We start from the raw sequence: 17360 nt of genomic DNA on the forward strand, positions 1-17360 counted from the left end.
GGGGGCGGGGTCGAGGCCTTCGTCTCGGCGAGGTTGCTGTCGGCGCCCCAGTTGACGACCTGCATCTGCGGGTCGGGCTGCGAGGTGTCGATCACCCAGCGCTGGGCGCCGCTGTCCGTGCGGTTCTTCAGGACGAGGGCACCGGAGCCGTCGGTGGCGGCGGGCGCGAGCGCGAGGTTCTGGTTGGAGCGCGGGACGAGCGTGCCCTGGAGGGTGAAGTCGTAGCGCACGTTTCTGGCGCCGGCCTGCGAGGCGCCCGTGCAGGCGGCCAGCCGTATCGAGTAGCCGAGGTGCGAGTCGAGGCAGAGGTCCGGGTTCTCCGCGTTGCGCAGCAGTCCGTCGGCCTCGTACGACCACTGCTGGCCGGCGTCCGAGGTACAGGTGGCCAGCTCGGTCTCGGCGCCCTCTGCGGCCTTCGTGCCGACGATGCCGATGCACAGCCCGGAGGCCACGTTGTGCAGACGGCCGCGCAGGGTGCCCTGGGTCTGCTCGCCGGCGCCGACCCAGGACGGGTCGGCGGCGGAGGCGTCCGTGTCCGGGGCGGGGGCCGCGGTGTCGTCGCCCGAGGAGGCGGAGTCACCGCCGGAGAGGGCGGACCACAGCACGAGCGGAAGGACGACCAGCCCGCTGACGGTGAACACGGCGACGGCGAGGTTGCGGCGGCGGACACGGCGGGCCGCCTTGTTCGCCGAACGGCGGGAGCCGGGACGGGCGTCCTGGCCGGAGCGGAAGCCGGAGCCGGAGCCAGGTCGGGAGCCGTCCTGGGGTTCCGTGCCGGGTGCCGGGACCGCGGCGGGCTCGTGCTCACGGGTTCCGGTCGCCTTGAGGCGTGCCTTGCGGGCCGTCCCGTCGGTGAAGGCCTCATCGGTGAACGCCTCGCCGACGGAGACCGGACGCCGGACGGGCGGCGCCGCGGCGGACGCCTCGACGGGGCAGGGCTCCGTCCTTGCCCGGAGGTAGGCGGCGGCGCCCCAGCCCAGGACGCCCTCGGCGAGGGCGAGGCCCAGTCCCGCGCCGAACTGGTTGAGCTGGTCGGCGGTGTGCGCGCAGTGCCGGCAGTGGCCGAGGTGGGTGAGCAGGTCGGGGTCGACATCGATGCCGCCGCGGCGGCAGATGACGTCAAGGAGGCGGTGGTAGCGGTGGCAGTCCTCGTCGGTGGCGAGTTCGCGGTGGACCTGGAGGCATTCCTCGCGGAGCCGTTCGCGGGCCCGGCGCAGTTCGACGCGGGCGCCCTCCTCGTCCAGGCCGAGCAGTCCGGCCGGAACGGCGAGGGGTTCGGCCTCGATCTCGGTGTGCCACAGCAGGCAGCGCGCGGACTGGGACAGCCGCTGGAAGGCCCGGGACAGCAAGCGGCGGTGCACGGGCGGCAGCAGCCGGGCGGCAGGCCGTTCGCCTTCGCCCTCGGCGGCGAGCAGGTCGGGGTGGAGCAGATCCCGGCGGCCGTCGGAGTCCCACTCGGCGGCTATGCGGCGCACGGTGAGCAGGAGGTGGGGCCGCCATGCGGAGGTCGGCCCGTTCTGTCGCAGGGTCTCGCCGAAGAGCCGGGTGAAGGCCGCCGTGGTGAGCATGCCGGCCGCCCGCTCCCCGTCGGAGCACAGCCGGGCGTAGGCGAACGCCGCCTCCCAGTGCCGGTCCAGCAGTTCACCGACGGGGTGCAGCGCGGGCGAGGTGCCCGTCCAGTTCTTGAGCTCGGCGCTCAGCTGTTCGTCCGTCACCTCGAAGCGGCGCGCCGAAGGGGAATTCGACAGGCCTGCGTCTTTCACGGGTGCATTCCTCCCGGGAACATGCGGGATAAAGTCTGTACCAAATGAGCGGGTGAGCCCGCCCTCGCAACGACGGGGATCCTTGCGTTCGATGTTCGACATCCCGAACGCCCGCAGGGTGCGGCGGCCCTTTGGAGCATGGGGAGTTGGACGGGATGCCTCGCGCGCACGGTCGAGGAAATACCTCCGTGCGCCGACGGAGCCCACCTTCGCACAGGCGGACCAGGCAGAACAAGTGATCTCGTGGTTTCGTGCATTGCCTAGCGCCGCAATGGTTTTGACAAAATGTCAATGATGGTTCGCCATTCGCGGGGGTCGCGGTAATGGTGTCCCTTTTCGGGAGGTGATTGCGGGGCGTATTCCGCCCCGCCCGCGGCCCGGCGCCGCGTCCGCGCCGTCAGTGACCCGAGACGGCGTGCGGCGTGTACGGCTGCTCCAGTTCCTCCGACAGCCGGCCACGGGCCAGCGGGCTCCACGGCAGCACGCCGACACCCTGGTCGGCGCAGAGCGGCAGCATCTCTCGCTCCTCCTCGCGGTAGAGGAGGTTGTAGTGGTTCTGCATGGAGACGAACTTCGTCCAGCCGTGCCGCTCCGCGGTGTACTGCATCTTGGAGAACTGACAGGCGTACATCGAACTCGCCCCGAGATAGCGCACCTTGCCGGCCGTCACGAGATCGTGCAGGGCCTCCATCGTCTCCTCGACCGGGGTGTGCGGGTCGAAGCGGTGGATCTGGTAGAGGTCGACGTGGTCGGTGCCGAGTCGGCTCAGGCTGTGGTCGATCTCGGTCTTTCCGCACGGGCGGGGCGGGGGCGGTCGTCGCCGTCCGGCTCATTCGACGAGGTCGAGCACCCGCTCCCAGCCGGACTCCGCTCCCTCGGCGCCGTCGTAGGGGTATCCGAACCGCACGCCCATCCCGCGCAGCCGTATCAGGCTCTCCTGGTAGGCGGGGTGGCCGGCCAGCGCGTCGGAGACGCAGGGCAGGACGCCGATGGGGACGCCGAGGCCGGCCGTCTCCGACAGGGTGGCCAGGGCAAGGGTGTCGGCGACGCCGGCCGCCCATTTGTTGACGGTGTTGAAGGTGGCCGGGGCGACGACGACCGCGTCGGGATCGGGGAACGGCCGGGGTTCGCCGGGCCGCCGCCAGGCAGAGCGGATGGGCCGGCCGGTCTGGGCCTCGACGGCCGCGGTGTCGAAGAAGCCGTTCATGGCGACGGGCGTCGCGATGACGCCCACGTGCCACTCGCGCCGCTGTGCGGCGGTGATCAGCTTTCCGACGTCCGCGGCGATGCCGGCGGCGCAGACGACGACGTAGAGGAAGGGCGGGTTCTCGTCCTGAGCGCTCACGTCCGCACCCTACTGAAGGCGTCCGGACGGCCCCTCGGCGACCGGTGTGCTGGGCCGGGTGCAGCAACGCGGCGGGCGGGAGCCGCGCGGCGCCGGAAGGCTGGATCACCGGTACTGTCCACCCGCCTCCGGGAGCCCCGATGTCCCTGCCCTGCGCACCACCCCGCCGCCGCAGGCTGCGGCCCGTGTCCGTGCTCGTCCTGTGTCTGGGAGCGCTGGCCCCCGCCGTCGCCCCCGCCGTCGCGTCCGGGGGTCCGGACACCGACCGCTCGCTGCAGCGCCGGATCGAGCAGTTCGTCCGCGGTCCGGGCGGGCCGCCCGGCGTCATCGCCGTGCTGCGGCGGGAGTCCGGCACCCGGGTCCTGCGGGCGGGCGTCGCCGACCTGGAGTCGGGCCGCCCGCCCCGGCCCGACGACCACATGCGGATCGCGAGCACGGCGAAGGCCTTCAGCGGCGCGGTGGCGCTGAGCCTGGCCGACCGCGGCGCCCTGGACCTGGACGACACGCTGCGCGAGCGGCTGCCCCGGCTGCCCGCCGCCTGGGGAGCGGTGACGCTCCGGCAGCTGCTGAACCACACCAGCGGGCTGCCCGACTACACGCGGGACGCCGGATTCCTTCGCGTGGTGACGGCCGACCCGCGGCACCGCTTCGACCCGCGCCGCCTGCTCGACTACGTGGCCGACGAGCCACTGCGCTTTCGGCCCGGCAGCCGGTACCTGTACTCCAACTCCGACAACATCGCCGTCGCGCTGATGGCGGAGGCCGCCACCGGCACGCCGTACGAGCGGCTGCTGCGTGACCTCGTGTACCGGCCGCTGCGGCTGCGCGACACGAGCCTGCCGCTGGGCTACCGGATGCCCGAGCCCTACCTGCACGGCTACGACGTGACGCCGCCGCCCCCGCAGGACGTCAGCGAGATCCTCAGCGCCTCGGGCGTCTGGGCGTCCGGCGGTATCATCTCCACGCCGGCCGACATGACCCGTTTCGTCCGCGGCTACGCGTCCGGCGCGCTGTACGACCGCAGTCTCGTACGGGAGCAGCGCCGGTGGATCGTCGGCGCGTCGGAGCCCGCGGGTCCGGGACGCAACCTGGCGGGGCTGGCGATCTTCCGCTACGCGACCCGGTGCGGCGTCGTGCTCGGCCACACCGGCAACTTCCCCGGCTACACGCAGCTGATCGCCGCGACGCCGGACGGCCGCCGCTCGCTGACGTTCACCGTCACCGCCCAGATCAACCAGGCCCAGGCTCCCGCCCAGCTGGCGCGGATGCGGGCCATCCAGGAGGACTTCGTCTGCGCGCTGCTGCGCTAGCGGACGGAGGCGGGGCTCCCGGGCCGCCGTCCCCGCGGCCCGGAAATCCCGTTGCCGGGCCGCGGTGCCGGCCCGCAGGATCTGCCCATGCCTACGCTCATCGCCTTCCTGCCGCCGCTGTCCGCCGCCGTCCCCGCGGCGCGGGTCCAGCAGCAGCCCGGCGTCCCCCGAAGGCCCGAGCCCACGCGCCCGTGACGGCCGCGCTCGTCGCCGGCCTGGTCGCCGGGTACGGCATCGCCGTACCCGTCGGCGCGGTCGGGACCTACCTCGTCTCCCTCACCGCCCGCACCTCCCTGCGCACCGGTGTGTGCGCCGCGCTCGGCGTCGCCGCCGCCGACGGGATCTACGCCCTCCTCGCCACCGTCGGCGGCTCGGCCGTGGCTGCCGCGCTGCGCCCCGTGCTCGGTCCGCTGCGCTGGGCCTCGGCCCTCGTCCTGCTGACCCTCGCGGCCTGGGGTGCGACGACGGCCGTACGCAGCCATCGCGCCCACCGGCTCACGACCCGCATCGCCCCTCCCCCGCCGAGCCCCGCGCGGGCCTTCATCAGTCTGCTGGGGCTCACCCTCCTGAACCCGACCACCGTGGTCTACTTCGCGGCGCTCGTCCTCGGCACCGGCACCGCGGACGCCGTACGCCCCGTCGAGCAGGGCGTGTTCGTCCTGGCGGCCTTCGCCGCGTCCGCGAGCTGGCAGGTGCTGCTCGCCGGGGGCGGCGCCCTGCTGGGGCGGGCGCTGACCGGTCACCGGGGGCGGCTGGTGACGGCGCTGGTGTCGAGCGGGGTGATGACGGTGCTGGCCGTGCGCATGGCCGGTTGACCGTGCGTCGGACGGCGGATGAAACGCGCCGGTGCCAGTGTTGAAGGCGAAGGCCAGTCGACGACGATGTGACGAAGAGGACGGTGTCATGCCTCTCAAGGGCGAGTACGAGCCGAGTCCGACCCAGTGGGTACGCGAGCAGGTGGAGCTGTACGAGAGCTCCGGGGGCACCAAGGGGACCACGCTCCAGGACACCGGGATGCCCGTGATCGTCCTGACGACCTTGGGGACGAAGAGCGGGAAGATCCGCAAGTCACCCCTGATGCGGGTGGAGCACGAGGGGCGCTACGCCGCGGTCGCCTCGCTGGGCGGGGCGCCCAGGCATCCGGTCTGGTACTTCAACGTGAAGGCCGACCCCCGGGTGGAGCTCCAGGACGGGCCGGTGAAGCAGGACATGAGGGCCCGTGAGGTGACCGGCGAGGAGAAGGCGCAGTGGTGGGAGCGCGCGGTCGCCGCGTTCCCGCAGTACGCCGAGTACCAGAAGAACACGGAGCGCGAGATTCCGGTCTTCGTCCTGGAGCCGGCCGACCAGCCGCACTGACCACCTGGGCCGGCGTTCGCCGCGAGATTCCGTAGAAAAATCTGTCCGCGCAAGGCATGGACGTCTCCGTGCCGGGCACTCGAATGTCAGGCCCCGCCGCGTTCCCCCGTCGCGGCGGGGCTTTCGTCATGCCCCCGTCGTTGACCCGGCAGTGCCCTGTGAGGTCGCGCTCCGCGAGGGCGGGCCGTCCTTCGGGGATGTCCCGGTCACCTCCGTCGGCTGCCCCGGCCGTTCCGGCTCATCCCGTGCCGTCCGCGGAAATCGGGGAACGCGGTGGGTGAGCGAGACCCGTACGCACCAGGACCGGGAGGAATCATGGCGGGCCGGGACGACGGCAACAGCGCCTACGGGCACAAGGCGTTCAAGCGGTCCAGGAGCCACTTCGCCGACCGGATCACCGCGGACGGCCGCGACGGACGGCCCGTCGAAGCCGGCCGCTACCGCCTGATCGTCAGCCGGGCCTGTCCGTGGGCGAGCCGAGCCGTGATCTCCCGGCGGCTGCTCGGGCTGGAGGACGCGCTGTCGATGGGGATCGCCGACCCGATCCAGGACGACCGCAGCTGGCGCTTCACCCTGGACCCCGACGGCCGGGATCCGGTGCTCGGCATCCGCTTCCTCGCCGAGGCCTACGACCGGCGCGAAAAGGACCACCCCGGCGGGGTGAGCGTGCCGGCGATCGTGGACGTCACCCACGGCGAGCTGGTCACGAACGACTACCAGCGGATCACCCTGGACCTGGCCACCGAGTGGAGCGCACTGCACCGGGAAGGGGCGCCCGACCTCTACCCGGAGCCGCTGCGGGGCGAAATCGACGAGGTCATGGCCGAGGTGTACGCGGACGTCAACAACGGCGTGTACCGGGCGGGCTTCGCCAACGGCCAGGCCGAGTACGAGGAGGCCTGCGCGGCGGTCTTCCGGCGGCTGGAGCTGCTGGCGTCCCGGCTGGCCTGGCGGCGGTACCTCGTCGGCGACACGATCACCGAGGCGGACATCCGGCTGTTCACCACGCTGGTGCGGTTCGATGCCGTGTATCACGGCCACTTCAAGTGCAACCGGTGGAAGCTGACGGAGAACGACGTCCTGTGGGCGTACGCCCGCGACCTCTTCCAGACGCCCGGGTTCGGTGACACCGTCGACTTCGATCACATCAGGCGCCACTACTACCAGGTCCACACCGGCATCAACCCGACCCGGATCGTCCCCCTCGGACCCGACCTGTCCGGCTGGCTGAGCCCGCACCACCGCGAACGGCTCGGCGGGCGGCCGTTCGGCGACGGGACGCCGCCCGGCCCGGTGCGGCCGGGCGAGGAGGTCCCGCCGCGGGGCCGGCCCTGACTCCCCTACACACCCAGGAGGTACACGTGGGCAAGAAGCAGAAGCTCCCGATCGTCTACCAGCCCGTCGGTTTCGTCTTCGGCTGGGCCAGCGGCGCGCTGGCGGGGCTCGCCTTCCGCAAGATCTGGAAGGCGGTCCGCGACGAGGACGACGCGCCGGACGCGCTGGACCGGGACCGTGGCTGGGGTGAGGTGATCCTGGCGGCGGCCATCCAGGGGGCGATCTTCGCCGCGGTGCGCAGCGCGGCGGACCGTACGGGCGCGAAGGCCATCGAACGGTCCACGGGCGTGTGGCCCACGAAGGAGAAGGGCGGCCGGGACTGACGGGCGCGGGCCGGTGCCGCCCCGCCAGGAGCGGCACCGCGCGGCTCGGTCACTCATGCTTGGGTGCGGTGGAGGGCCGTAGGCGCAGGGTGAAGGAGTGCCCGGCGGGGTCGGCGTACTGACGTTCCTCGAGCGGGCCGTGGGCGCCCCTGGTCTCCAGGGCGCGTCCGCCGAGGCCCACGATCCGGCGTTCGCCCTCGTCGAGGTCCTCCACCAGGAACTCCAGGTGGGCCTGGAGCGAGCTCTCGGGGCGGGGCCAGCTCGGCGGGGTCGCGTTGGCGTCGCGCCGGATGGCGAGCCGGGTGCCGGCGGCGCCCGTGATCTCCACGAGGTTGGCGTTCGCGTCGGTCTCAGCGGTGTCCAGCAGGCCCTTGTAGAACTCGGCGAGCTTCTCGGGTTCTGCGCAGTCGAGCACCACGATGCCCGCTTTCACCAGTGCCATGTCTCTCCTTTGCGAGGTCCGGTGCGGGACGGACCCGTGCCGCCCCCCGAATCCTGCGGATACCCCGGATTCAGCCGGCCACCAGCCACTCGCCGTCCCGCATCAGCTCGCGTCCCTGCGGCCCGTCGGTGTCCCGCCAGGCCTGGATGCGGCGTGGCCGGACGTAGAAGTACAGGTAGGGCTCGGGCAGTGCACGCGGGTCGAAGCCGGTCTTGGCCTCGAAGATCTCGGCGTCCTCCTCCGGGAGGTCGGCGGGTTCCACGGCCAGGGCGGAGCCCTCGATGAGTACGACGTCACGGGTCGGGCCGATCCCGAGGCGGGCGACCCGGGTGTCGCTCAGATTCCGCGCGGTGCGGCTCGCGGCCGGGGTGGCGATGAGCAGGGTGGCGCCGTCCCAGACGAAGGACAGCGGGATCAGGTAGGGGGCTCCGCCGGTCTCGGCGGCCGTGGCGACCCAGGCGTCGACTTCGTGTTCCAGCCGGTGCAGGGTGTCGTGCTTGCGCTGCTGCGGGGAGCGTGCGAGTGCTGAGGTCATGATCCCAGTCTGAACGCCCGGCCCCACTCCCGCAGGGACTCACGGGGCTGGAGGCCTCGGCTGGAGGGAGCGGCGCACGGACATGCGCCGAGGACCGGCGGCGGCCACCGGCAGCGTCCTCCGCTGGACTTCTTGGACACCTGTCCAGCTATAGTGGACACCTGTCCAAGAAATGAGGAAGACGATGGAAGCCGTCGCCGCTGTTCTCGTGGGGCTCGTCGCCGCGCTGCATCTCTACATCCTGGTGATGGAGATGTTCCTGTGGCAGAAGAAGCAGGGCCGCTCGTTCCACGGGTTCGACGCGGAGATGGCGCGGGCGACCGCCCCGATGGCCGCCAACCAGGGGCTCTACAACGGGTTTCTCGCCGCGGGCCTGGTCTGGGGGCTGATCGCCGCCGACCCGACCGGCTTCCGGGCGCAGGTGTTCTTCCTGTCCTGCGTGATCGTCGCGGGCGTCTACGGCGCCGTCACGGCGAACCGGCGGATCCTGGTCGCACAGGCGCTGCCCGGCGCCCTGGCCCTGGCCGCCGTCCTGATCGCGCGGTGACCCGCGGCGGGCCCGAGGACCCGCGGGCGGCCCGCACCCGGGCGAGGCTGCGCGCCGCACTCCTCGACGAGTGCGCCGAACGGCCGCTGGCGGAGGTCGGCGTCGCCGCGCTGGTCCGCCGGGCCGGTGTCGGCCGGGCCACCTTCTACGTCCACTACGACGACCTGGAGGCCCTCGCGGTCGACGCCTGCGCGGACGTCGTACGCGAGGCGGTGGAGGCGCTGCATTCCTGGCAGGGGCGGCCCGATCCGGTGCGGGCCCCGGCGGCGCTCGGGGAGTTCTTCGCGTCGCTGACCCCGCACGCGGCGCTGTACCGGGCGCTGTTGACGCCGGGCGGCGGCGGGCCGCTGGGCCGGGTGCTGCACCGGGACCTGCGGGCGTACAGCCTGCGGGAGCGCGAGCGGGCGGGCGCGGCGGACGCGCCGCTGGTCGCCTCGGCCGTCGCCGCCACGTTCGCCGGGGTGCTCGCGGACTGGCTGCACGGCCTCCTGGACACCGGTCCCGCCGAGATCGCCGACCAGGTGTGGCAGTTGCTGGTCGCCCTGCACGCGAGCCGCTGATCCCTCACAGGCAGGCCCCCCCCGTCCGTCGCCGAGGGCCAGGCCTCCACGCCGCCGGGGGTGCGCACGTACGCCGTCCCGCGGTCGTCCGTCAGCCACAACTGCCGGTCGCCGTCGCGGTATCCGGTGTCGCGCGCGCCGGCCGGCAGCGGGACGTCGGGCTCGTACGGGGCGCGGCCCGCAACGTTCAGCGGGCCGTCTGGAACGTCTTGCGGTAGGCCTGGGGCGAGACACCGATCGCCGCGTGCAGGTGCTGGCGCAGCGAGGCTCCGGTGGCGAAGCCGACCCGGCCGGCGACCTGGTCCACCGTGAGGTCGCTGGACTCCAGCAGGTGCCGGGCGTGCGCCACCCGCTGCTGGATCAGCCAGCGGCCGGGGCTGAGGCCCACCTCGTCGTGGAATCGGCGGGCGAAGGTGCGCAGGCTCATCCGGGCGTGCGCCGCGAGGTCGGCCAGGGTGAGGGGTTCACCGAGGCGCCGCAGGGCCCAGGCGCGGGTGGCCGCCGTGCTGGTGGCGCCCGCCTCGGGCACCGGACGTTCGATGTACTGGGCCTGCCCGCCGTCCCGGAAGGGCGGGACGACACAGCGGCGGGCCACCGTGTTGGCGAGGGCGCTGCCGTGGTCCTTGCGGATGAGATGCAGGCAGATGTCGACGCCGGAGGCGGCGCCCGCGGAGGTCAGCACCGGGTCGTCGTCGACGTACAGGACGTCCGGGTCGAGGTCGACGCGCGGGAACATCCGGCGGAACTCGTCGGCGAGCTGCCAGTGGGTGGTGGCTCTGCGGCCGTCCAGGAGACCGGCCGCGGCGAGGACGAAGGCGCCGGTGCAGATGGACACGATGCGGGTGCCGGGGCGGATGCGGGCGAGGGCGGCGGCGACCTCGTCGGGGAGGTCCGCGGTGACCCGCGAGGCGGACACGGGGGTGATGACCACGGTGCCGGCGGTCTCCAGCACCTCGGGGCCGTGCTCGACGCCGACCGTGAAGTCCGCGTCGGTGCGCACCGGAGCGCCGTCGACGGTGCAGGTCAGCACCTCGTAACGGCCGTCCGCCGCGCCGAGGATGCGGCTCGGCATGCCGAGTTCGAAGGGATAGACGCCGTCGAGGGCGAGGACGACCACGCGTTCGGGGTGCCGCTGCTTGCCACGCATGGCACGATCCTATCGAAGAGTGGCAATCATGCCATTGGCTGGGTGCCCGGACCCTGGCAGGCTGTGGCCTCATGAGTACTGAGCGCACGATGCGCGTCATCGGACAGGATGCCCTCGGGGGGCCCGAGGTTCTCAAGGTGGAGACGGTGCAGCGGCCCGAACCGCGCCCCAACGAGGTACTGGTGCGGGTACGCGCCGCCGGAGTGAACCCCACGGACTGGAAGCACCGCGCCTCGGGCGGCTTCCTCGGCAAGCCGCCGTTCACCCTGGGCTGGGACGTCTCCGGCACGGTCGAGAAGGTGGGCATCGGCGTCGCCGCCTTCGCGCCCGGCGACGACGTCTTCGGCATGCTGCCCTATCCGCACGGCCACGGCTCGCACGCCGAGTACGTCGTCGCCCCGGTCCGCGCCCTCTGGCACAAGCCCGCCTCCATCGACCATGTGCAGGCCGCCGCCCTGCCGTTGGTGTCGCTGACCGCCCTCCAGGCGCTCGGCGAGGTCGCAGATCTCCAGCCGGGCCAGCGGGTGCTGATCCACGCGGCGGCCGGCGGTGTCGGGCATGTGGCCGTGCAGATCGCCAAGGAGCGCGGCGCGTACGTGATCGGCACGGCGAGCGCGGCCAAGCACGACTTCCTGCGCGAACTGGGCGCCGATGAGGTGATCGACTACCGGGAGAGCGACTTCACCGAGGCCGTGAAGGACCTCGACGTGGTGCTGGACACCATCGGCGGGAGCACCTCGACGGGTTCACTGCGGGTGCTGCGTCCGGGTGGCGTCGTGGTGTCGATCCTGCCGGTCGGTTCCCGCAAGTTCTTCGACGAGGCCGAGGCGCTGGGCGTGCGCGCGGTGCGGATGCTGGTGGACGCCGACCGGGCCGGGATGCGCCGGATCGCCGAGCTGGTCGAGGCGGGCAGCCTGCGCGCCACGATCGCCGGGACGTTCCCGCTGGCCGATGCCGCCGAGGCGCACCGGCTCGGCGACACCGGCCGGACCACCGGGAAGCTGGTCCTGACCGTCGACTGACGGTTCGTCAGTCCCCGAAGGTGAGGACCGGCTTGACGGTCCGGCCTTCGGTCATGTCCCGCACCGCCCGGTCGATGTCCTGGAACGGATAGGTGCCGACCAGGCGGTGCAGCGGGAGCCGCCCCTCCTTGACCAGCTGGACCAGGGCCGGGATGAAGGTCTGCGTCTCGCTGTCGCCGAGGGTGAGGCCGACGATCCGCTTGCCGCTCAGCAACCCGTTGACGTCCAGGGCGACTTCGGTGCCGAAGGGCGGGGCGCCCACGACGACCAGGGTGCCGCGCGCGGCGAGCGCGTCGACTCCCTGACGGAGCACGGCGACGCTGCCCGTGGTCTCCACGATGCCGTCGGCGCCCCGGCCGCCCGTGATCTCGGCCACGGCGGCGCCCAGTTCGGCCTCGCCCGCGTTCACGGTGTGGGTGGCGCCCAGCTCCTTGGCCAGGTCGAGGCGTTCGGCGACCCTGTCGACGGCGACGACGGTGGTCGCCGGGCTGAGGACGGCCGCCATCACCGCCGACAGACCGACTGCTCCGGCGCCGAGCACCACGACCGTGCCGCCGGCCGACGGCTTCAGTACGTTCCACACGGCGCCGACGCCGGTCTGCACTCCGCAGCCCAGCGGGGCGATCGAGGTGAGCGGCACCTCGGGGTCGACCTTGACGAGGCTGCGCTCGTCCACCAACGCCCGTTCGGCGAAGGAGGACTGGCCGAAGAAGTGGCCGCCGAGCGCCACCCCGTCCCGGCTGACGGTGGCGGTCCCGTCGGCGCGGCGGCCGCCGAGGAGGTTCAGCGGCAGCCAGGACGCGCAGTAGGCGGGGTGCCCGCCGTGGCATTCGCGGCACGCGCCGCAGGAGGTGAAGGACAGCACGACGTGGTCGCCGGGGGCCACGCCGGTGACGGCAGGCCCGACCGCCTCGACGACCCCCGCGCCCTCGTGGCCGAGGACTCCGGGCAGCGGGAAGGGAAGCCCGCCGCTCGCCACGCTCAGATCGGTGTGACACAGCCCGGCCGCCACCAGCCGGACGACGGCCTCGTGCGGGGCGGGGTCGTCCAGGACGACCTCGGACAGGGTGAAGGGCGCTCCGCCGGACTCGACGACGGCCGCGCGCGTGATGAGGGACATACGGCGAACTCCTTTGCTACGGCGCTCAGTCGAGCGAGACGACCACGGACTTGACCCTGGTGTAGGAGGCGAGCGCTTCGGGCCCGTACTCGCGCCCGAAGCCGGACTCCTTGACGCCGCCGAAGGGGACTGCGGGGTCGAGCATCGCCCAGTCGTTGACCCAGACGATCCCGGCCTGGAGCCGGTCGGCGACCCGGTGGGCGCGGGCCAGGTTCCCGGTCTGCACGCCCGCGGCCAGGCCGTACGGAGTGGAGTTGGCGAGGGCGATCGCCTCGTCCTCGCTGTCGAAGGCCTGGACGGTCAGGACCGGGCCGAACACCTCCTCCTGGATCACGCGGGAGTCGGCGGCGAGGTCGGCGATCACGGTGGGCCGGTAGTAGTAGCCGCCGTCGAGGCCGAGACGTTCACCGCCGCAGACGATCCGGGCGCCCTCCTTGCGGGCGAGGGCGACGTACTCCTCGACCTTGCGCAGGTGCCGCTCCCCCGCCATCGGGCCGACGACGGTCTCCGGCAGCCTCGGGTCGCCGACCGGGACGCCGGGGACGGCCTCGGCGAGGATCTTCAGCAGGGTGGCGTGGACCGTGCGGGCGACCAGCAGGCGCGGGCCTCCCATGCAGAACTGGCCGGTGTTGAAGACGAACGCCTTGATGACCGCGCCGACGGCCTTCTCCAGGTCGGCGTCCTCGAAGACGAGGTGCGCCGCGTTGCCGCCCAGTTCCATGGTGACCGGCTTGAGGTTCTCGCCGGCGACGCTCGCGGCGTGCCGGCCGACCGCGGTGGAGCCGGTGAAGGCGATCTTGTCGACGCCGGGGTGGCGCAGCAGCGCCTCGCCGGCCACCGGGCCGGTGCCGGTGACCACGTTGACGACGCCGTCGGGAACGCCCGCCCGCTGGAACAGTCCCGCCATGTAGAGGGCGGAGAGCGGGGTCTCGTCGGCGGGCTTGTGGACGACCGTGTTCCCGGCCGCCAGCGCCGGGGCGATCTTCGAGCCGGCCAGGATCAGCGGGAAGTTGAACGGGGTGATCGCGGCGACCACGCCGAGCGGGCCGCGCTGGGTGTAGGCGAGGGCGTTGAGCGGGGTGTCGCGGGTGGAGCCGTCCAGGGTGTGGGCCAGGGCGGCGTAGTACTCGTAGTCGTTCGCCGCGTTGGTGACGTCCACGGCGTGCGCCAGGGTGATCGGCTTGCCGACGTCGAGGCTCTCCAGGCGGGCGATCTCGTCGGCCTCCGCCCGGATCAGCTCGGCCACCCGGTGCAGGACGCGGCCCCGCTCGCGGCCGCTGAGCCCGGACCACGGTCCGGAGTCGAAGGCCTCCCGGGCGGCCCGCACGGCCGCGTCCACGTCGGCGGGGCCGGCCGCCGCGACGGTGGTCACGACCGTGCCCCGGGACGGGTCGACCACCTCGGTGCGCGCTCCGTCGGCGGCTTCGCGCCACTGTCCCCCGATGAAGAGCCGGCCGGGGCCGGTCGGGTCGGTCTCGAAGGTGGTCATCGCCACTCCTCAGCATCGTCGCCAAGTTTGCCAAGTGTTCAACAAACAGGATTCCTGTTGGTCCGCAGTCTCATTACGGACAGGTTTCCTGTCAATGCTCTAGGCTCCGGTTTCATGGTCGGCACTCACACAGCCAAGGCACCCCCGTCCCTTCTCTACATGGTGAAGCAGGTGGAGCTGGTCGTGCGCTCCCACCTGGACGAGCTGGTCAGGCCGTCCGGGATCACCGCACTCCAGTACACGGCGCTCACCGTGCTGGAGCGGCACGACGGACTGTCGGCCGCCCAGCTGGCCCGGGACTCCTTCGTCACCGCCCAGTCCATCGCCGACGTGGTGCGCTCCCTGGAGAGCCGGGGGCTGATCCGGCGCGAGCGCAACCCCCGCAACCGGCGCGAGCTGCTGATCCTGCTCACCGACGAGGGGCGGGAGGTCCTCGACCGGCATGCCGGGCCGGTCCGCGAGCTGGAGGAGCGCATGGTGCGCGACCTCACCGGCCACCAGGCCGAGCAGTTCCGGCTGGCACTGTCCAAGGCCTGGCAGGCCCTTTCGTAGACAGGCAGGCACGTTCTCCCGCGCATGGACCCCCGGCCGCAGGGTATTCTTCACCACTTCGTTCACGATCCGAAAAAACTCGGTCGAGACACGTCCTCATTTCGAAGACATATGTCAATCGAACATGCTGGAATTCACCCCATCGGGGGTAGCTTGCTGGGGTGGGGAACTGCCGCGCGCGCCCCCGCCGTTGGAGGCTCCCGAACCGGTGGAGCTGTGTGGGAGGCGATGTCGTCGTGCAGCAGGAACCCGCCACGGACACCCCGCATCTGCGTGTCCACGTGGACCGGGGATACACGGTGCTGGAGTTCCGCGGCGAGATCGACATCGTTGCCGCGACGGAGATCGGCTCGCAGCTGGACAGCGCCACCGCCGGTCCCGCCCCGCGCGTGGTGCTCGACCTGAGCGGGATCGAGTTCTTCGACTGCTCCGGCCTGCGCCTGCTCTACCGCGCCCGCGGCCGGGTCCTGGACCACGGCGGCGACCTGCACCTCGTCTGCACCCACGCGCTGACCCTGCGCATCCTGCGGGCCACCGGCCTGTCCCGGCTGCTGCCGCCCGCCCCCAGCCTGGACGCTGCTCTGGAACGGCCCGGGGCCGCCTCCGGCTCGTTATGACCGACCCCTGCGACCGGGCCGGGGGCTATCCGGCACGGTCGGCGTCGAACAGCGCGCTGACCGACTCACCGTTGTGAATGCGCCGTACGGCCTCGGCGAGGGCCGGGGCGATGGACAGCACGCGCAGTTTGTCGGTGTGCTCCTGCGCGGCCACGGGCACGGTGTTGGTGCACACGATCTCCAGGACGTCCGGCTGCTCGCTGAGCCGCTTGAGGGCGCCGGCCGCGAAGAGTCCGTGCGTGCAGGCCACCCGGATCGACCGGGGCTCCGACTCCCGGAGGCGGTCGAGGAGTTCCAGGACTGTGCTGCCCTTGGCGATCTCGTCGTCCAGGACGATCACATCCCGTCCGGTGACCTCGCCGATCACCGTGTTGATGCTGACCCGGTCGTCGGGATACCGCTGTTTGGCGCCGGCCGCCACCTGGGCGCCGAGCATCCGGGCGAACGCGGCGGCCTCCTTGGCGTTGCCGAGGTCCGGTGAGACGACGGTCGTGCGGGTGAGGTCGTAGCGGCGGAAGTGGGCGGCGAGTTCCCGGCGGGCGTGCAGATGGTCGACGGGGACCGAGAAGAAGCCGTGCACCTGCGGCGAGTGCAGGGTCATGGTGAGGACCCGGTGCACGCCGGCCGCCGCCATGAGGTCGGCGACCAGCCGTCCGCCGAGGGAGATGCGGGGCTCGTCCTTCTTGTCGGAGCGGGCGTAGGAGTAGTGCGGCATGACGACGGTGATCCGGCCCGCCGACGCCCCGCGGGCCGCGTCGCACATCAGCAGCAGCTCCACGAGATGCTCCTGCACCGGCTTGACCAGGGGCTGCACGAGAAAGACATCGCGTTCCCGGCAGTTCGCCTGCAGCTGGACCTCCAGGCAGTCGTTGGCGAACCTGCTGAGCCGGGACGGGCTGAGAGGCACGCCGAGGTGGGCGCAGACCTCGGCGGCGAGGTCGGGGTGGGCGCTGCCGCTGAACACGGAGATGTCTCGCACTGAGGGCTCCTCGGATGACCCTGGTCCGGCGGGGTCTCCCATGCTGGCCGATCTCAGCCGCCCCGTCACCCTCACCCGTACGCCGTCCGGCGGGGCCCGCCGCCCGGCCCCGGTCCGCGGGCCACCGGCACAACTCCTCAACAAGCGGGCCTGTGAGGGGATTTGGCGGGCAAGAGGTGTTCAGGAAGGAGGGCCGTCGATGACGACTTCCATCAAGCGCCTCCCCCGGCGCATGCCCGGCTGGGCCAAGGTGCTCACCGCCGTCGTGGTCGTACTCGTCGTGATGTTCGCCGGGATCCGGCTCAGCCTGCTGCCGGGGCTGCGCGACTTCTTCGGCACCGAGACCCACGACCGTTCAGGGCCCGCACTCCTCAGGTCCATCCAGGACATGAGCCGCTACGAGGCCGCCTCCGGCAACTTCCAGGTCGTCGTCGACCTGGAGAAGGACGCCAAATACCTCCCCGACGCGCTCCGCGGCACCCGCACCCTGTACGTCGGGGCGGGCACCGTGGACGCCTACGTCGACCTCGGTCAGGTCGGCGACAAGGACGTGACGGTCGACGCCGACCGCACGTCGGCCGCTCTGAGGCTGCCCCACGCCGCACTCGGCACCCCGGCCCTCGACCCCGGCCGCTCCTACGCCGTCTCCAAGCAACGCGGTCTCCTGGACCGGCTCGGCGACCTCTTCTCCGACAACCCCAACGGCGAGCAGGCCGTGCAGAAGCTCGCGGCCCGGCACATCGGCGACGCGGCCAAGGACAGCGAGCTGACCGCGCGCGCCGAGACCAACACCACCACCATGCTCCAGGGCCTGCTGCGCTCCCTCGGCTTCGAGGAGGTGCGCGTGACCTACGGCGCATGACGGCGGCGCCCGCCTCACACGGCGCGTGAACCGGACGGCACGCGTCTCACAGCCCC

Annotated in this window: 19 protein-coding genes and 1 pseudogene; 11 read left to right on the forward strand and 9 right to left on the reverse strand. The window is 72.5% G+C overall.

Features of this window, described 5'->3' with window-relative positions:
- The 3 genes and pseudogenes from P1P75_RS13725 to P1P75_RS13735 form a co-directional block, all read right to left on the reverse strand.
- On the reverse strand, nucleotides 1-1763 hold a 1763-nt coding region (locus P1P75_RS13725), incomplete at its 3' end, for an RICIN domain-containing protein (protein ID WP_319255028.1).
- A gap of 435 nt (nucleotides 1764-2198) precedes the next feature.
- A pseudogene (locus P1P75_RS13730) lies at nucleotides 2199-2550 on the reverse strand (aldo/keto reductase); the annotation flags it as partial.
- Nucleotides 2551-2592: 42 nt separating this feature from the next.
- Nucleotides 2593-3108, reverse strand: coding sequence for a flavoprotein (locus P1P75_RS13735; protein ID WP_319255030.1), 516 nt, complete (start codon nucleotides 3106-3108; stop codon nucleotides 2593-2595).
- A 140-nt stretch (nucleotides 3109-3248) separates the two neighbouring features.
- Here P1P75_RS13735 and P1P75_RS13740 point away from each other — a divergent pair, with 140 nt between their 5' ends.
- The 5 genes from P1P75_RS13740 (at nucleotide 3249) to P1P75_RS13760 (ending at nucleotide 7432) form a co-directional block, all read left to right on the forward strand.
- Nucleotides 3249-4418 (forward strand): serine hydrolase domain-containing protein, encoded by a 1170-nt coding sequence (locus tag P1P75_RS13740; RefSeq protein ID WP_319255032.1) that lies wholly within the window; start codon nucleotides 3249-3251, stop codon nucleotides 4416-4418.
- Between the two features lie 191 nt (nucleotides 4419-4609).
- Nucleotides 4610-5233, forward strand: a complete 624-nt coding sequence (locus P1P75_RS13745; protein WP_319255034.1) for a LysE family transporter — start codon at nucleotides 4610-4612, stop codon at nucleotides 5231-5233.
- 88 nt (nucleotides 5234-5321) lie between these two features.
- A complete protein-coding gene (locus P1P75_RS13750; RefSeq protein ID WP_319255036.1) occupies nucleotides 5322-5774 on the forward strand; it encodes a nitroreductase family deazaflavin-dependent oxidoreductase in 453 nt (150 codons plus the stop codon).
- Nucleotides 5775-6089: 315 nt separating this feature from the next.
- Nucleotides 6090-7109: a glutathione S-transferase C-terminal domain-containing protein gene (locus tag P1P75_RS13755; RefSeq protein WP_319255038.1), complete on the forward strand. Its 1020-nt coding sequence runs from the start codon at nucleotides 6090-6092 to the stop codon at nucleotides 7107-7109.
- A 26-nt stretch (nucleotides 7110-7135) separates the two neighbouring features.
- The gene (locus tag P1P75_RS13760; protein WP_086771872.1) at nucleotides 7136-7432 is read left to right on the forward strand and encodes a DUF4235 domain-containing protein; all 297 of its coding nucleotides are present in this window, start codon (nucleotides 7136-7138) and stop codon (nucleotides 7430-7432) included.
- A gap of 49 nt (nucleotides 7433-7481) precedes the next feature.
- Here P1P75_RS13760 and P1P75_RS13765 read toward each other — a convergent pair whose 3' ends face one another.
- Together P1P75_RS13765 and P1P75_RS13770 are read right to left on the reverse strand one after the other, a co-directional pair.
- On the reverse strand, nucleotides 7482-7874 hold the full coding sequence (locus tag P1P75_RS13765) for a VOC family protein (protein WP_319255041.1): 393 nt from the start codon (nucleotides 7872-7874) through the stop codon (nucleotides 7482-7484).
- A 70-nt stretch (nucleotides 7875-7944) separates the two neighbouring features.
- Nucleotides 7945-8409 carry a pyridoxamine 5'-phosphate oxidase family protein gene (locus P1P75_RS13770; RefSeq protein ID WP_319255043.1) on the reverse strand — a complete coding sequence of 155 codons (465 nt, stop codon included), beginning with the start codon at nucleotides 8407-8409 and terminating at the stop codon, nucleotides 7945-7947.
- A 184-nt stretch (nucleotides 8410-8593) separates the two neighbouring features.
- Between P1P75_RS13770 and P1P75_RS13775 the strand changes: the two genes are divergently transcribed.
- Together P1P75_RS13775 and P1P75_RS13780 are read left to right on the forward strand one after the other, a co-directional pair.
- Nucleotides 8594-8956, forward strand: coding sequence for a DUF1304 domain-containing protein (locus P1P75_RS13775; protein ID WP_319255045.1), 363 nt, complete (start codon nucleotides 8594-8596; stop codon nucleotides 8954-8956).
- Nucleotides 8953-9516, forward strand: coding sequence for a TetR/AcrR family transcriptional regulator (locus P1P75_RS13780; protein WP_319255047.1), 564 nt, complete (start codon nucleotides 8953-8955; stop codon nucleotides 9514-9516). Before P1P75_RS13775 ends, P1P75_RS13780 begins: the two co-directional genes overlap by 4 nt.
- Nucleotides 9517-9703: 187 nt before the next feature.
- On the opposite strand, the gene P1P75_RS13785 is transcribed toward P1P75_RS13780, so the two are convergent.
- Nucleotides 9704-10663, reverse strand: coding sequence for a helix-turn-helix domain-containing protein (locus P1P75_RS13785; protein WP_319255049.1), 960 nt, complete (start codon nucleotides 10661-10663; stop codon nucleotides 9704-9706).
- Nucleotides 10664-10734: 71 nt separating this feature from the next.
- On the opposite strand from P1P75_RS13785, the gene P1P75_RS13790 reads away from it, so the two are divergent.
- Complete coding sequence (locus tag P1P75_RS13790) at nucleotides 10735-11685, forward strand: NADP-dependent oxidoreductase (RefSeq protein ID WP_319255052.1); 951 nt, start codon at nucleotides 10735-10737, stop codon at nucleotides 11683-11685.
- 7 nt (nucleotides 11686-11692) lie between these two features.
- Here P1P75_RS13790 and P1P75_RS13795 read toward each other — a convergent pair whose 3' ends face one another.
- Together P1P75_RS13795 and P1P75_RS13800 are read right to left on the reverse strand one after the other, a co-directional pair.
- Nucleotides 11693-12805, reverse strand: a complete 1113-nt coding sequence (locus tag P1P75_RS13795; protein WP_319255055.1) for an NAD(P)-dependent alcohol dehydrogenase — start codon at nucleotides 12803-12805, stop codon at nucleotides 11693-11695.
- A 25-nt stretch (nucleotides 12806-12830) separates the two neighbouring features.
- Complete coding sequence (locus P1P75_RS13800) at nucleotides 12831-14294, reverse strand: aldehyde dehydrogenase family protein (protein WP_319255057.1); 1464 nt, start codon at nucleotides 14292-14294, stop codon at nucleotides 12831-12833.
- A gap of 114 nt (nucleotides 14295-14408) precedes the next feature.
- On the opposite strand from P1P75_RS13800, the gene P1P75_RS13805 reads away from it, so the two are divergent.
- Together P1P75_RS13805 and P1P75_RS13810 are read left to right on the forward strand one after the other, a co-directional pair.
- On the forward strand, nucleotides 14409-14846 hold the full coding sequence (locus P1P75_RS13805; RefSeq protein ID WP_319255059.1) for a MarR family transcriptional regulator: 438 nt from the start codon (nucleotides 14409-14411) through the stop codon (nucleotides 14844-14846).
- 236 nt (nucleotides 14847-15082) lie between these two features.
- Entirely contained in the window at nucleotides 15083-15463 is a 381-nt protein-coding gene (locus P1P75_RS13810) for an anti-sigma factor antagonist (RefSeq protein ID WP_319255061.1), read from the forward strand.
- 25 nt (nucleotides 15464-15488) lie between these two features.
- On the opposite strand, the gene P1P75_RS13815 is transcribed toward P1P75_RS13810, so the two are convergent.
- Nucleotides 15489-16442 carry a ribose-phosphate pyrophosphokinase gene (locus tag P1P75_RS13815; protein WP_319255063.1) on the reverse strand — a complete coding sequence of 318 codons (954 nt, stop codon included), beginning with the start codon at nucleotides 16440-16442 and terminating at the stop codon, nucleotides 15489-15491.
- A 199-nt stretch (nucleotides 16443-16641) separates the two neighbouring features.
- Here P1P75_RS13815 and P1P75_RS13820 point away from each other — a divergent pair, with 199 nt between their 5' ends.
- Entirely contained in the window at nucleotides 16642-17304 is a 663-nt protein-coding gene (locus P1P75_RS13820; protein WP_319255065.1) for a DUF4230 domain-containing protein, read from the forward strand.
- The last annotated feature ends 56 nt before the right edge of the window (nucleotides 17305-17360 follow it).

The sequence above is a fragment of the Streptomyces sp. ID05-39B genome, from assembly GCF_033794725.1.
Classification (GTDB): Bacteria; Actinomycetota; Actinomycetes; order Streptomycetales; family Streptomycetaceae; genus Streptomyces; species Streptomyces bobili.

Bases quoted from the DNA above. Each gene is read 5' to 3' on its own strand.
- P1P75_RS13795 (WP_319255055.1), bottom strand. From the start codon at position 12,805: ATGTCCCTCATCACGCGCGCGGCCGTCGTCGAGTCCGGCGGAGCGCCC.
- P1P75_RS13820 (WP_319255065.1), top strand. From the start codon at position 16,642: ATGACGACTTCCATCAAGCGCCTCCCCCGGCGCATGCCCGGCTGGGCC.
- P1P75_RS13775 (WP_319255045.1), top strand. From the start codon at position 8,594: ATGGAAGCCGTCGCCGCTGTTCTCGTGGGGCTCGTCGCCGCGCTGCAT.
- P1P75_RS13770 (WP_319255043.1), bottom strand. From the start codon at position 8,409: ATGACCTCAGCACTCGCACGCTCCCCGCAGCAGCGCAAGCACGACACC.
- P1P75_RS13755 (WP_319255038.1), top strand. From the start codon at position 6,090: ATGGCGGGCCGGGACGACGGCAACAGCGCCTACGGGCACAAGGCGTTC.
- P1P75_RS13740 (WP_319255032.1), top strand. From the start codon at position 3,249: ATGTCCCTGCCCTGCGCACCACCCCGCCGCCGCAGGCTGCGGCCCGTG.
- P1P75_RS13805 (WP_319255059.1), top strand. From the start codon at position 14,409: ATGGTCGGCACTCACACAGCCAAGGCACCCCCGTCCCTTCTCTACATG.
- P1P75_RS13750 (WP_319255036.1), top strand. From the start codon at position 5,322: ATGCCTCTCAAGGGCGAGTACGAGCCGAGTCCGACCCAGTGGGTACGC.
- P1P75_RS13790 (WP_319255052.1), top strand. From the start codon at position 10,735: ATGAGTACTGAGCGCACGATGCGCGTCATCGGACAGGATGCCCTCGGG.
- P1P75_RS13800 (WP_319255057.1), bottom strand. From the start codon at position 14,294: ATGACCACCTTCGAGACCGACCCGACCGGCCCCGGCCGGCTCTTCATC.
- P1P75_RS13785 (WP_319255049.1), bottom strand. From the start codon at position 10,663: ATGCGTGGCAAGCAGCGGCACCCCGAACGCGTGGTCGTCCTCGCCCTC.
- P1P75_RS13765 (WP_319255041.1), bottom strand. From the start codon at position 7,874: ATGGCACTGGTGAAAGCGGGCATCGTGGTGCTCGACTGCGCAGAACCC.